Genomic DNA, 13,144 nt, shown 5'->3' with positions numbered 1-13,144 from the left:
AGGTGCGTCGGCTTTGGGCGATGAACCGCTGACGGGCGAGGGTGAACGCTGCCGACACCCCCTGTCCGGGTGTCCCCGGCCCGGCGTCGCTGCAGCGGTCCACCCTCTCGACCGCCGAGTCGGAAACCCATCGTCGGAAATCACACGGCAGCGACCGCGCCCACGGCCCGCAGCGCGAAGTCGAGCACCTTGGCCTGTGTCTGCTTGAGGTGCTGGAGGTCGTCGGGGGTCTCGTTGTTCAGCGCCCGACTGACCACGGCACCGATCAACTCTGCGTCACAATCCGGATCGGTGATCGGGAACGAGCCGTCGTCGCGGCCCCGGCGCAGGATCGTCGCAAGGGAGCGCTCGCGGTCGCACCGCGCGCGGTCACGAGTCTCCTGATACCCCTTGGCCATTCGCACCTCTTCGGAGTCGACGACGCTCAGGTGCGCCCGCTGCTCGGGTTCCACCATCAGGTCGAACATCTCACCGATCCAGGCCGCGAGCTGGTTGGCGGGGGTACCGACGGCCGCTGCGGCGATCCGCTCCACCCGCGCGGCCACCTTTTCGCATTCCTGCTGGAGCAGCGCCAGGAACAACTCGTCCTTGGAGCTGAAGTGACGGTAGAACGCCCGTGTCGAAACCTCGGCGCTGCGCAGGATGGCCGACACCGGGATCGGACCGGAGTGCGGCTCGGAAAGGCAGCGATGCGCAGCCTCGATGATCCTGCGACGATCGTCGTCAGGATCGGACCATTTCTGCACGAGCGTAAATACTAGGGACTCGGTGGCCGCCCGGTACCCGAGACAGCCGGAAACGCCCCGCTCGGTAACGTGACATCCCTGGGGCCAGCCGAGAGGACGCCTGTGAGCACAATCCGCAGCGAGCCGACGACCGCGACGTTTCGTGGCTCTGACGACCTGACGCTCGTCGCCGACGAATGGAACAACCCCGACGCGACCGCGGGGTTCGACCGGTCCCGCCCGTCGGTGCTGATGTTGCACGGCGGTGGCCAGAACCGCTTCTCGTGGAAGAAGACCGGGCAGATCCTGGCGTCCCGCGGCCTGCATGTGGTGGCGCTCGACAGTCGGGGTCACGGGGACAGTGACCGCTCACCCGAGGCGAAGTACACCGTGGAGGCGTTGTGCGCGGACACCCGGCGGGTGATCGAGCAGATCGGCCGCCCGGTGGTTCTCATCGGCGCGAGCATGGGTGGGCTGACCGGCATCCTCGCCGCGCATGAAGCCGGCCCCGACAGCGTGACGCGACTGATTCTCGTCGACGTGGTGCCGCGCTACGAGAAGGACGGCAGCGCGCGCATCCGTGACTTCATGTTCAGCCACGTCCACGGGTTCGAAACACTGGAGGACGCGGCCGAGGCGGTCGCCGCGTACCTGCCGCACCGCCCGAAGCCGCGCAGCCCCGAAGGATTGAAGAAGAACCTGAGGCACCGCAACGGCCGGTGGTACTGGCACTGGGATCCGGCGTTCCTCACCAAGCCGCAGGAGGATCCGTTCGTGCGGGTCGAGTTGCTCGAGCAGGCGGCGATCGAGTTGACCATCCCGATTCTGCTCATTCGCGGAAAGCTCTCCGACGTGGTCAGCGAGGAGGCGGTCGCGGACTTCCTGGAGAAGGTCCCCAACGCCGAGTTCGCCGAATTGTCCGGGGCGGGACACACCGCCGCCGGCGACGACAACGACGCGTTCTCGGATGTGGTCGTCCGATTCGTGTTGCGATGAGAGCGTGCGCGGGCTTCAACTTCTTCGAGCAGTCCGAACTGCCCGCTCCCCGGGTCAGCGAGGAGCAGGCGCAGGAAATCCTGTCCTCCCATTACGGACTGACCGCTCGGGCGACATCGCTGGGCAGCCAACAGGACAAGAACTTCATCGTCAGCGACGCGCACGGCTCGGTGATCGCCGTGCTCAAGATCGCCAACCCCGCGTTCAGCGCGGCCGAGCTGCAGGCCCAGGACGACGCCGCACAACTGATCGCCGACGCCGACCCGGGCCTACGGGTCGCGGTGCCGTTGGCCAACACCACCGGCGAGAAGTGCACGGCCGTCGACGGTCTGGTCGACGGGACGGCCTACGTCCGGCTACTGCGACACCTCCCCGGCGGCACGCTCTCGGAGTCGGGCTATCTCCCCCCGGCCGCCGTAGCGGGCCTCGGGGACGTCGCAGGCCGGGTGAGCCAGGCACTGAGAGACTTCACCCATCCGGGTCTGGATCGAATCCTGCAGTGGGACTTACGCTTCGGTAGAGATGTTGTCGACGAGCTCAGCTCCTTCGTCGGCGACCCCGCGTTGCGCTCGCGACTGCAGACTGCGACCTACGACGCGTGGTCACGAATCTCTCCACTCGACGGCGCGCTGCCCCGGCAGGCCGCACACATCGACCTGACCGACGACAACGTGGTGGTGTCGTGGGACCGCGGAGGACCGCATCCTGACGGGATCATCGACTTCGGCGATCTGTCCTACACCTGGGCGGTGTCCGAGTTGGCGATCACGGCTTCGTCGGTTCTGGGACACGTTGGAAATCAACCGACTTCGGTGCTGCCCGCGATCCGGGCCTTCCACGCCGTCAGGCCGCTGTCGATCGCAGAAGCGGACGCCTTGTGGCCGCTGCTGGTGCTGCGGACCGCTGTGCTGATCGTCAGCGGCGCCCAGCAGGCCACCCTGGATCCCGACAACGAGTACATCACCGAGCAGACCGACGCCGAGTATCGGATGTTCGACGCAGCCACGTCGATCCCGCTCGACGTGATGAGTTCGGTGATCAAGGCTGACCTGGGGCTGACAGCGCCTCCGGCCGCAGTGACGGTGCAGGCACCCCTCATCGCCGTCGACCCGGCCACGGTGGCCACCCTGGACCTGTCCAGCACGTCGGAGGTCTACGACACCGCCGGCGTGCTGTCGACCGAGGTGGAGGCCGACGCGGCCCGCGCCGCACTGCGCAACGGCGCCACGCTCGCCGTCACCCGATTCGGGGAGGCGCGGCTCAGTCGGGCCCCCCGTCTGAGCCAGGACGCCCCCGCCGTCGTCGCCACCGGGATCAGCGTGTGGCTGGCGGCAGACACCTCCCTGGCCGCTCCGTGGGACGGGGAGGTGAGCGAGGACGGAACCGGCGGAATCACGCTGCGCAGCAAGGATCTCGAGTTGTCGGTCACAGGGGTGACAGAGGCCGTCGGCGGCACCGTCCGCGCCGGGCAACCCCTGGCGCAGGCGGGTGCGAATACTCCCGTCGAGCTTCACGTGCGCACCATCGGCTCACCTGTGGCACCGCCGTTCGTCCCCGCTGACCTGGCGCCGGGCTGGCTGGCCTGCACCCGAGATCCCCGCCCCCTTCTCGGACTGACACCGGCTGAGATGGTCGAGGCGACCGACCTGCTGTCGCGCCGGGACGCGAGCTTCGCGCCGGTGCAGGAGTTCTACTACCGCACCCCACCCCAGTTCGAGCGGGGCCGCCGCCATTTCCTGATGTCGACTGCCGGCCGCAGCTACCTCGACATGGTGAACAACGTCACCGTTCTCGGTCATGCCCATCCCCGTATCGCCGCCACCGCAGCCCGGCAGCTTCGACGGCTCAACACCAACTCACGTTTCAACTACTCGGCGGTGGTCGAATTCAGCGAACGCCTCGCCGCTCTGCTTCCTGAACCCTTGGACACCGTGTTCCTGGTCAATTCCGGTTCGGAGGCAAGCGATCTGGCGATTCGACTGGCGACAGCGGCCACCGGTAGGCGTGACGTGGTCGCCGTCCGCGAGGCCTATCACGGGTGGACCTACGGCACCGATGCGGTGTCGACGTCGATCGCCGACAACCCGAATGCGCTTGCCACCAGGCCAGATTGGGTACACACGGTCGAGTCGCCGAACAGTTTCCGGGGGAAGTACCGCGGCGCCGACGCGTCCCGGTATGCCGGGGAAGCGGTTGCCGAGATCGAGGCTCTGCGCGCGGCGGGCCGGGCGCCCGCGGCATTCATCTGCGAGAGCGTGTACGGCAACGCCGGCGGTATGGCCCTGCCCGACGGCTACCTGCAGCAAGTGTATGCAGCTGTCCGAGCCGGCGGTGGGCTGGCGATCTCCGACGAGGTGCAGGTGGGTTACGGGCGCCTCGGTGAGTGGTTCTGGGGATTCCAGCAGCAGCAGGCGGTGCCCGACATCGTGTCGGTCGCGAAGTCGACGGGCAACGGATATCCGCTGGGGGCGGTGATCACCAGTCGCGCAGTCGCCGATGCCTTCTCCTCGCAGGGCTACTTCTTCTCGTCGACCGGCGGGAGCCCGCTGTCCTGTGCCATCGGGATGACCGTCCTCGACGTGCTGCGTGACGAGGGGCTGCAGGACAACGCCCTGCGAGTCGGCGGCCACCTCAAGACCAGGCTTCTGCAGCTGCGGGACAAGCACCCCATCATCGGTACGGTGCACGGGTTCGGCCTGTATCTGGGGGTCGAGATGATCAGGGACACCACCACATTGGAGCCTGCATCCGAGGAGACCTCGGCGATCTGCGATCGGATGCTCGATCTCGGCGTGATCATCCAGCCTACCGGCGACCACGTGAACATCCTGAAGACCAAACCGCCACTGTGCATCGACACCGAGGCGGCCGACTTCTATGTCGACACGCTGGACCGAGTGCTCACCGAAGGTTGGTAGTCGGTGACAGGACTGCAGTTCGCGGCGTACGCACTGGCGGTGGTTGTCATCGGCGAGACCATCGCGCTGGTGGTCCTCGCGCTGCGCCTGAAGGCGGCGCAGCAGGAGGCAGAAGAGCTGCGTCGCCGCGTTGATACCCGCCACCTGCTCCTTTCCGGAGGGACCAAGGCTGTCAAGACCGTGTGGGAGACCGCAGGCATCCTGCGCCGGGACGGCTTCGGCGCGGCCGTGCGGTCCTCGATCGAGGAACTCGCCGACTGGGCTGAGGTGGAGCGGCCCGATCTGGCCCGACTGGCACCCGGCGGCAGAGTCGCGATCATGTTCTCCGACATCGAGGAATCCACTGCGCTCAACGAACGCATCGGCGATCGAGCCTGGGTCAGGCTGATCGGCAGGCACGACAAATCGGTGCGCCGACACGTCGACAACCACGACGGCTACGTCGTGAAAAGTCAGGGCGACGGATTCATGGTTGCGTTCGCCAAGCCCGAGCAGGCAGTCCGGTGTGCGGTCGACATCCAGCGTTCACTGCGGAAGGACCGCGACGGCATTCGGGTGCGGATCGGTATCCACGTCGGCAAGTCGGTGCTGCGCGGCGACGACCTGTTCGGCCGCAACGTCGCCATGGCTGCCCGGGTGGCCGGAGAAGCCGACGGCGGCGAGATCCTGGTCAGCGACGCGGTACTTGACAGCTGCGGGGACCTCGCAGACATCGGCTTCGATGACGGTCGGGACGCCGAGCTCAAGGGTTTCGCCGGGACTCAGACCCTGTATGCGGTGGCGCTCTAGCCGCGATCGCGCCAGTGCGGCTTGACGAACCGGACTTGAGTTCCTAACTGGAGTCAAGCTACTTGAGGACTCGTCGTAGGCTTGTGTGTAGCGGGCTGGGATGTTGGAGCGCCTGGCGACTCCTGTGACTCCTGGCCCGCCTTTTTGCGTCGGTCGCGCATGAGTTTGTGGCGGACGTGGTCGCGTCGGCGCGGATCGAGTTGGTAGCGCTCTTTGACGATGGCGCGGCCTTCGGATTCGGTGATCGCGGTGCCGTCGACATCGCGCAGCTGGTAAGGCGTGTCGTTGCGCATGCAGGTGGCGATGCGGGTGATCAGCATGGTGGCGAGGTGGCAGATCGCTGAGTCGTGGTGACGGTCTCCGGCCATCAGGCGGTGGTACTTCGCGGCGAACTGGGGATCGGTTTTGCGTGCCTGATCGGCTGCGGTGTAAAGCATTTCGCGTAGCAGCGGGTCGCCAGCCTTGGTGATCGACGACTCGGACTTGACCACTCCAGATTGGCTGACTTTCGGGACCAGCCCGGAGTAGGCGCGGATCGCCGCGAGGGAGGTGAACCGGTGTGGGTCGCCGATCCGGCCGGCGATGACCGCGCTGATGGTGGCTCCGACCCCGGGTGCGGACGCGACGATGCCCTGCGGGTCGGCGTCGGTGTAGAGGTTGGCGATCCGTTCGTCGATCTCTTTGATCTGGCCGGTCAAGAACAGCGCTTGTTCGGCCTCGTGGGCGATGTCAGCAGCCAGTTCGGCGAAGTTCATTCCATCGGTGCCGTCAACATTCCACAGGGCGAGGGTTTCCTTGGCCGCGGCGATCAGTCCGGCGGCATGGTCCTCACGCCAATTGCCACGCGAGCGGGCGATGAGGAACCTGGTCAGCCGGGCCTGGCCAAGCCGGATGACGGCGTGCGGATCGGCGTAGTGCGCCAGAAACTGCAGCGCGGCGTTGCCGTAGTTCGAGCCCAGTACCGCGTACCAGGCTGGTCCCAGTAGCTCGATGAGGGCGTCGAGGCGGGCATAGACCGCGGTGCGGCGCTTGACCATCGTGGAACGCTGCTTCGTCAGCCGCCGCAACGGGTCAGCTGGGCCTTGTCCGGTGTAGGGACGCAATCCTTCCGGGTGCAGTAGCGGCAGCCGGGCCAAAAGCTCGGAGTCGATTCGGTCGTTCTTTGCGTGCTTGGAGTAGTACTTGCGCAGGTCCGCCGATTGCGTGGTCGGCACCGGGCTTGTCAAGATAACTGTGTAAGGTGCTGTGGCCGTTGATGTTCGGGTTATAGGGGTAGTCGTTCGGGGAATTGGATGGCGAAGGTGTTTAGGGCCTGAGTCCAGTTGTGAGTTCCTTGTCCTTGGTTTCCTCGTTTCTGGTTGATGTTGCGGATGGCTAGATAAAGCAATTTCATCGCTGCGGCGTCAGAGGGGAACGAGCCGCGTGCTTTGGTGACCTTGCGCAGTTGGTAGTTCAGCGACTCGATGGCGTTGGTGGTGTAGATGATCTTGCGGATCTCGACCGGGAACGCCAGGAACGGCACGAACTCCGCCCAGGCCCGGTCCCAGACCGCCACCGCCCCGGGTGACTTGGTTTTCCACTCGGCGCGGAACTCCTCGAGCGCCAGGGCGGCGGCCTCCTCGGTGGAAGCGGTGTAGATCGGGCGCAGCGCGGCAGCCATTTTCTTGCGGTCGGCGTAGGAGGCATAGCGCATCGACGCTCGCAGCAGATGCACCACACAGGTCTGAATGATGGCCGCCGGCCAGACCGCGGCGATCGATTCCGGCAGCCCGGTCAGCCCGTCGCAGCAGACGAACAACGCGTCGCGACAGCCCCGGTTGCGCAGCTCGGTGAGCACGCCGTGCCAGAACTTCGCCCCTTCGGTCTGCTGGATCCAGATCCCCAGGACCTGCTTGATCCCGTCGACATCGACGCCGATCACGACGTGGGCGGCCTTGTTGGCGACTACGCCGCCGTCGCGGATCTTGATCCGGATCGCGTCGATGTAGAGGATCGGATACACCGGATCGACCGGACGGGACTGCCAAGCCGCGATCTCGTCGGTCACGACATCGGTCACCCGCGAAATCGTGGCCGCCGACACGCTGGCGCCGTAGACCTCGCCGAGGTGCTCGGTGATGTCACGGGTCGACATCCCGCGGGCGTAGAGCGACAGGATCATGTCCTCGACCTGCCCCAGGCGCCGTTGGCGCTTCGGGACGATCGCCGGGGTGAAGCTGCCGTTGCGGTCGCGGGGGACCTCGAGATCGACCGGTCCGGCGGTGGTCAGCACCGTCTTACGGCCGTGGCCATTGCGGGAGTTGCCTGAGCCCTTACCGGCCGGATCGCCATGTTCATAGCCCAGGTGATCGGCGATCTCGACGTCCAATGCACGTTCGAGCACGGCCTTGGTCATCTGCGCCAACAGCCCCTCCGGGCCATCGATGGGGGTTCCAGAGGCTTCCGCGTCGGCGAGCAACGCATCCACAGCTGCCGGCGGAAACATCTGCGCCAACCGCTGCGCAGCATCATCACGAGTTGAGTCGGATCGAGACAAAGCAATTCACTCCTGTCCGGCAGTCAGCATGCCTGACCACCATTCAGGCCCAACCCCTTACACAGTCAATGAGACACGCCCTCGGCACCATCACCACCTTCGCGCCGCGCCGGCGAAACCACTCGGCAACCACGATCCAGGCGTTTCTGGTCGGCTCGAGTACCACCGTCAGCTCAGCCGGATCCTCGACACCCACATCGGCCCACACCCGCTCCAGATCGTCAGGGCGGGTCAAGAACTTGCGGCCCCGCCACACCGTTTTCCCGTCACGGGCCAAGGTCGCCTGGTGCGCAGCCCGAACCGCGACGTCGATTCCCAACGTCAATGCCACTGCAAAACCCTCCTGCCCTAACATTTTCAGATCCTCAGGTGACTGACCGCCGCGGCCACGGCCCAGACATTCTCTAAGCAGGAATCCACACCCACGGGTGGCTCCAAGTTCCCGAACAAGGACACCGCACGACCAGACACCGAAGTCCACGGGAGGCCGCTCAAATCTCAGGGATCACCAAGTGTCCCGGTCGGACCCTCGGACCTGCCCGTGGACTCACACCAAGGCTAAATGTCGGACCTGTCTGTGATGATGGTGTCATGTCCTCGGCTGCACCGTGTTTCATCCCCAGCCCGCCCCGGGGGGCGCGGCTGGAGGTGCTGTTCGACGAGTTGTCTGAGCTGGCGGGTCAGCGGAATGCGATCGACGGGCGCATCGTCGATATCGTCGCCGAGATCGACCGCGACGGCTTATGGTCGACGACCGGCGCCAAGACGGTGGCCGCGCTGGTGGCCTGGAAACTGGGCACCTCCCCGCACAACGCCGAAACCCTGGTCACCGTCGCCGAACGCGTCGAAACCTTCCCACGCTGCCTCGACGCGCTCCGCGAGGGCCGGTTCTCCCTCGATCAGGTCGGTGTCATCGCCGAACGCGCCGCTGACGGCTCCGATGAGCACTACGCGCTGCTGACCGAGAGCGCCACGGTCTCCCAACTGCGGATCGCGCTGCGGGCCGAACCCCGACCCCAACCCGAACCCCAACCCGAACCCGAATCTGAGTTCGATTCTGAGCCCGAACCGCAGCCCCCACCCGAACCCGAACGCACGATCGCCAAAACCAGCGACCACACCCACACCACCTACCGGATCCGGCTCCCCCACGCCGAAGCCGCCACCGTCGACGCCGCCCTGGCCTCGCACCTCGACGGGTTGGTCGCCGACTGGAAACACCACCACGCCCCAGACGGTGAGCGGACCAGTGAGCAGGCGCCGCCGTTCCCGAGCACGATTGATGCGTTCATGAGTGTGGTCGAGGCCGGCTGGGACACCGAGGCCGCCCGGCGCCCACACGGACAACGCACCACCGCGGTGATCCACGTCGACGCCGACTCCCACGTCGCCTCTCTGCACCTGGGGCCGCTGCTGTCCGACGCTGAACGGCAGTACCTGCTGTGCGACGCGACCTGCGAGGTGTGGTTCGAGCGCCACGGCCAGGTGATCGGCGCCGGACGGGCCACCCGGACAGTCAACCGGCGGCTGCGTCGGGCGTTGGAACACCGCGACCGCTGCTGTGTGGTCCCCGGGTGCGGCGCAACCCGAGGACTACATGCCCACCACTTACGGCACTGGGAGGACGGCGGCCTCACCGAACTGTGCAACCTGGCGCTGGTCTGCCCGTACCACCACCGCGCCCATCACCGCGGGCTGATCACCATCACCGGACCCGCCGACCGCCTCGTCGTCACCGCCCACACGGGCCAACCACTGAACAACCGCTCGTTGGCCCGACCCCCGACGACACCACCACCAGCAGTGGACCCCTACCCCGGACCGACCGGCGAACGCGCCCAATGGAAGTGGTACCACCCCTACCAACCCAAGCCACCGCCCGCCACTGACAAAGCGAGCTAGTTAATCGGCCTCGTCGGCCTTGGCTTCTGCTTCGGCGAGCCGCTGATGCAGCCGGGCGCGGATGTCGTCGGGGGTGTAGGCATTGCGGCGCCGCTGATCGCGTGCGACCAGCACCCCGCCCGCGACGACGCCGGCGACGCTGGCCAGCCCGACCCACTTCCAGATTCCACGCATGCGTCGAGTCTGCCTAAACTCTGGGCGTGAATCCAAGCACGGTGTCGCTGCAGCGCGCGCTCGACGAGACTCGCACCGGCGACATCTGGTTGTTCCGCGGGCACTCCGGGCCGGATCGGGCCATCCAGTCGATGACGAACAGCCCCGTCAACCACGTCGGGATGACCGTGGCGATCGACGACCTGCCGCCCCTGATCTGGCATGCCGAACTCGGCGACAAACTGGTCGACATGTGGACAGGAACCAATCATCGTGGGGTGCAGCTCAACGATCTGCGTCAGGCCGTGGAGCGTTGGACCGAGACCTACGACCAACGTTGCTGGCTGCGTCAGCTCACCCCCTATGCCAGCCGTGAGCAGGAAGACCGGATGCTGCAGGTCATCGCCCGGATGGACGGCACGCCGTTCCCGACGACAGCGCGACTGACCGGCCGCTGGATGCGTGGTCGGCTTCCCAACACCGCCGACTTCACCCGTGGAATCCCGTTCCTGCACAGAAAGGTTCGTCAGTCCGTGGAACGGCGGAAGGCCGAAAAGTTCAGCGCCGGGTTTCAAACCGCCTACTGCGCCGAGACGGTCGCCATCACCTACGAGGAGATGGGCCTGCTCGAGACCGAGAAACACTCCAATTGGTTTGATCCAGGCTCATTCTGGAGCGGAGATAGCTTGCCGCTGAGGGCCGGGTACCGACTCGGTAACGAGATCTCGGTCCTCCCCTGAGTCTGCGTCCGCCATCTCAGTGGGCGAAACGCCGACCGAGATGGCGCAGCGCTCGAGGCTCAGGTGGTTTGCTGTTCGACAGAGAACTCTTTCGGCGAACGCAACAAGGGAGCGCAGGCATGCCCACAGCGACCGAGCCCGCTCCCACTCCCGACGCTCCGTCACGCGGCCTCCTCAGCGCGAAGGCGTCGGCGATCTCCATCGTGGTGGCGTCGATCGCAACGCTTGCCCTCGTCTACACCATGCTGAACTCCCCCGACGACGAACCTGCGCAGATGCAATCCATTCCGGCTCAACCGAATACCGCGTCCCCGTGGGTGGCCGCACCGGTGATGCCCACCACCACGGTCGCGCCGCAGCCGCAGCCGGAACCGGAACCCGCCGTGCTCGCCATCGACGATCGCGGCTTCGTCGACACCAGCGCGCGCTGCGACCCTCTCCAGGAGGCCGTCGCGATCGCGCGCACGGAACGGTCGGCGATGGTGGTCTGCCGTGGGGCCGACGGAGCCTACGAGTACTCGGGAATGCGACTGCAAGACGGGGCATCTCTGCAGTTGGACGATGTCCGCGTGATACCGACGGGCTTCGAGGCGCGCAACGACAACACCACCTACCGGCTTTCTGCGACCGAGTTGGTGGTCATCGCGGGTGAAGACCTGTTGAGCCGTGATGCGGTCGTGGAGTACCGCGCGGGTTGATCAGCGGCGCCCCGCGCACCTTCCGGTTTCACCGCGTCCGGGTGAAGATGATGGTGTGGCGGATTGGGATGGCGCTCAGTACGGCGTGGTGAGCGAACTGCAGCGGGAGATGGCTGCCGAATCGCTGTCACTGCTCACACTCGACGGCGGCGAGCGCGTCCTCGACATCGGCTGCGGCGACGGATATGTCACCGCGCAGATCGCCGACCGACTCCCCCGCGGCATGATCGTGGGCATCGACCCGAGCCCGCGGATGATCGAGGCCGCCCAACGCCGTGCGACGTCGGCCACCTTCCAGCTCGGCGAGGTGACCACGCTGACCTACGACGCCGAGTTCGACGTCGTGACATCGTTCAATGCGCTGCACTGGGTCCGCGATCAGCACCGGGCCTATCGGTGCATCGCCTCGGCGTTGCGCCCCGGCGGCCGGGCTCTGGTGACGTTCGTCTGCGGCGGCTCGCGTCCCAGCGTCGAAGACGTCGCGATGGACGTGTCCCGGGATGCCCGGTGGGCCGAAGGATTCGCCGGCTTCGTCGCGCCCTTCGTTCATCCGCTGCCGGAGTCGTTCGCCGCCATCACGAACGCTGAGGGGCTGGACGTTCTCGAGAGCGCAGTGGTCGACCAGTCGTGGGATTTCGGCTCGCGCGACGCCTTCGCGCAATGGTGCGCCGTGGGCTTCGGCGATTGGACGTCCCGACTGGGAACCGATCTGGCGGCGACGTTCGTCGACGAGGTGGTCGATCGCTATGCCGACGTCGCAGGCCGCGCGGGCCTGCTCGCCTTCTACCAGTTGAGAGCCATTCTGCGCCGGTCATAACGTCGCGGAAAAGGGCCCCATCGGTTGGCAGTCCGGCGCCGGTGGCTGTCCGATCCAGGCGCCGCAGCCTCTGCCCGTCGCCACATAGGTGGCACCGGCGACGTAGAGGTCGAGGAAAACCTGCGCGGTCCCGGAGGCGTCGCTCGGGTAGCAGCGCGGGACCCCGTCACCACCCTGCATCTGCAGACAGGCCACGCTGGTGGCGGGCTCTGCCGGTGGCCCGCACTCAGCCGGTGACAGCGTCGCCGTGACCGTGGCGACGCCGGCGACCTGCACGACCTGCGGCGCGGTGAGCGTGAACGAGCACGGCGGCGGCGGGCCGGCGTGAGCCAGGGGCGCACCCGGCACCCCGGTGAACACAGCGGCGAGGGTCACCGCGCAAGCGAGCATGGGCCGAGTCATACCTGATGGTAGGTCGCAGATGGACGGTGAGATTGCGGTTCGGCGCACGTCGTCCGGACACCGGCGCGCCACCGGAGGATGTGGGCACGCTCGGCGGTAGCCTCTGCCCGTGCCATCCCGCAGTCCGACTCGCGCGGTCAGATATGCGCGTCGCCGTAAGCGGCGGATGGCGTTGAAGGTGCATGACCTCACCGATTCCCAGTGGGCCGCATTGACATTGGCCTGGGGTGGGTGCGCGTACTGCGGTGCGGTTGGGACGCCCCTGCAGAAGGACTGTGTGCTCCCGATTTCGCGCGGCGGACGGTACGCGCTCGACAACGTCGTCCCCAGTTGCCGTTCCTGCAACACCAGCAAGTGCAACTCCGAGGTGACGAGCTGGATGCGACGCAAGAAGCTCGATGAGCGCGATTTCCTGATTCGTCAAGCCGAGATCAACAGGACCCTCGCAGCCGACGCTGAGTGATCTCG

General features: G+C 66.6%; 13 protein-coding genes and 1 pseudogene. 8 read left to right on the top strand and 6 right to left on the bottom strand.

Translation table 11 applies throughout. The features are described 5' to 3' along the window. Nucleotides 1–140 precede the first annotated feature (140 nt). Nucleotides 141–746 (bottom strand): TetR/AcrR family transcriptional regulator, encoded by a 606-nt coding sequence (locus tag ABDC78_RS24145; RefSeq protein WP_347133213.1) that lies wholly within the window; start codon nt 744–746, stop codon nt 141–143. Between the two features lie 102 nt (nt 747–848). Between ABDC78_RS24145 and ABDC78_RS24140 the strand changes: the two genes are divergently transcribed. The 3 genes from ABDC78_RS24140 to ABDC78_RS24130 are packed head-to-tail and all read left to right on the top strand — an operon-like array spanning nt 849 to nt 5,428. After that, nucleotides 849–1,721 carry an alpha/beta hydrolase gene (locus ABDC78_RS24140; protein ID WP_178358055.1) on the top strand — a complete coding sequence of 291 codons (873 nt, stop codon included), beginning with the start codon at nt 849–851 and terminating at the stop codon, nt 1,719–1,721. Continuing rightward, nucleotides 1,718–4,639: an aminotransferase gene (locus ABDC78_RS24135; RefSeq protein ID WP_178358056.1), complete on the top strand. Its 2,922-nt coding sequence runs from the start codon at nt 1,718–1,720 to the stop codon at nt 4,637–4,639. The genes ABDC78_RS24140 and ABDC78_RS24135 overlap by 4 nt, the downstream gene beginning before the upstream one ends. Before the next feature lie 3 nt (nt 4,640–4,642). Continuing rightward, nucleotides 4,643–5,428, top strand: coding sequence for an adenylate/guanylate cyclase domain-containing protein (locus tag ABDC78_RS24130; RefSeq protein WP_178358057.1), 786 nt, complete (start codon nt 4,643–4,645; stop codon nt 5,426–5,428). A gap of 53 nt (nt 5,429–5,481) precedes the next feature. Here ABDC78_RS24130 and ABDC78_RS24125 read toward each other — a convergent pair. The 3 genes and pseudogenes from ABDC78_RS24125 to ABDC78_RS24115 all read right to left on the bottom strand — a co-directional run. After that, nucleotides 5,482–6,648 (bottom strand): annotated as a pseudogene (locus ABDC78_RS24125) (transposase); the annotation flags it as partial. 44 nt (nt 6,649–6,692) lie between these two features. After that, on the bottom strand, nt 6,693–7,922 hold the full coding sequence (locus ABDC78_RS24120) for an IS256 family transposase (protein ID WP_178357649.1): 1,230 nt from the start codon (nt 7,920–7,922) through the stop codon (nt 6,693–6,695). Between the two features lie 85 nt (nt 7,923–8,007). Then, nucleotides 8,008–8,295: a hypothetical protein gene (locus ABDC78_RS24115; protein WP_256736360.1), complete on the bottom strand. Its 288-nt coding sequence runs from the start codon at nt 8,293–8,295 to the stop codon at nt 8,008–8,010. 260 nt (nt 8,296–8,555) lie between these two features. Here ABDC78_RS24115 and ABDC78_RS24110 point away from each other — a divergent pair, with 260 nt between their 5' ends. Further along, nucleotides 8,556–9,866 (top strand): HNH endonuclease signature motif containing protein, encoded by a 1,311-nt coding sequence (locus tag ABDC78_RS24110; protein ID WP_178361186.1) that lies wholly within the window; start codon nt 8,556–8,558, stop codon nt 9,864–9,866. Here the strand turns inward: ABDC78_RS24110 and ABDC78_RS24105 are convergent, their stop codons facing one another. Continuing rightward, nucleotides 9,867–10,040, bottom strand: a complete 174-nt coding sequence (locus ABDC78_RS24105; protein WP_178361185.1) for a hypothetical protein — start codon at nt 10,038–10,040, stop codon at nt 9,867–9,869. It lies immediately after the preceding gene. A gap of 41 nt (nt 10,041–10,081) precedes the next feature. Between ABDC78_RS24105 and ABDC78_RS24100 the strand changes: the two genes are divergently transcribed. The 3 genes from ABDC78_RS24100 to ABDC78_RS24090 all read left to right on the top strand — a co-directional run bounded on the left by ABDC78_RS24100 (nt 10,082) and on the right by ABDC78_RS24090 (nt 12,274). Beyond that, nucleotides 10,082–10,759, top strand: a complete 678-nt coding sequence (locus ABDC78_RS24100; RefSeq protein WP_178361195.1) for a guanylate cyclase — start codon at nt 10,082–10,084, stop codon at nt 10,757–10,759. A gap of 119 nt (nt 10,760–10,878) precedes the next feature. Beyond that, nucleotides 10,879–11,457 carry a hypothetical protein gene (locus tag ABDC78_RS24095; RefSeq protein WP_178361184.1) on the top strand — a complete coding sequence of 193 codons (579 nt, stop codon included), beginning with the start codon at nt 10,879–10,881 and terminating at the stop codon, nt 11,455–11,457. 55 nt (nt 11,458–11,512) lie between these two features. Then, entirely contained in the window at nt 11,513–12,274 is a 762-nt protein-coding gene (locus ABDC78_RS24090) for a class I SAM-dependent methyltransferase (RefSeq protein WP_178361183.1), read from the top strand. Here the strand turns inward: ABDC78_RS24090 and ABDC78_RS24085 are convergent. After that, nucleotides 12,269–12,676, bottom strand: coding sequence for a hypothetical protein (locus ABDC78_RS24085; RefSeq protein WP_178361182.1), 408 nt, complete (start codon nt 12,674–12,676; stop codon nt 12,269–12,271). The genes ABDC78_RS24090 and ABDC78_RS24085 overlap by 6 nt on opposite strands. A 109-nt stretch (nt 12,677–12,785) precedes the next feature. Between ABDC78_RS24085 and ABDC78_RS24080 the strand changes: the two genes are divergently transcribed. Continuing rightward, a complete protein-coding gene (locus ABDC78_RS24080; protein ID WP_178361181.1) occupies nt 12,786–13,139 on the top strand; it encodes an HNH endonuclease signature motif containing protein in 354 nt (117 codons plus the stop codon). Nucleotides 13,140–13,144: the final 5 nt, after the last annotated feature.

Source organism: Mycobacterium sp. DL (genome assembly GCF_039729195.1).
Classification (GTDB): Bacteria; Actinomycetota; Actinomycetes; order Mycobacteriales; family Mycobacteriaceae; genus Mycobacterium; species Mycobacterium hippocampi_A.
Note: the sequence above shows the minus strand (reverse complement) of the source record. Positions and strands in the feature narration are given on the sequence as shown.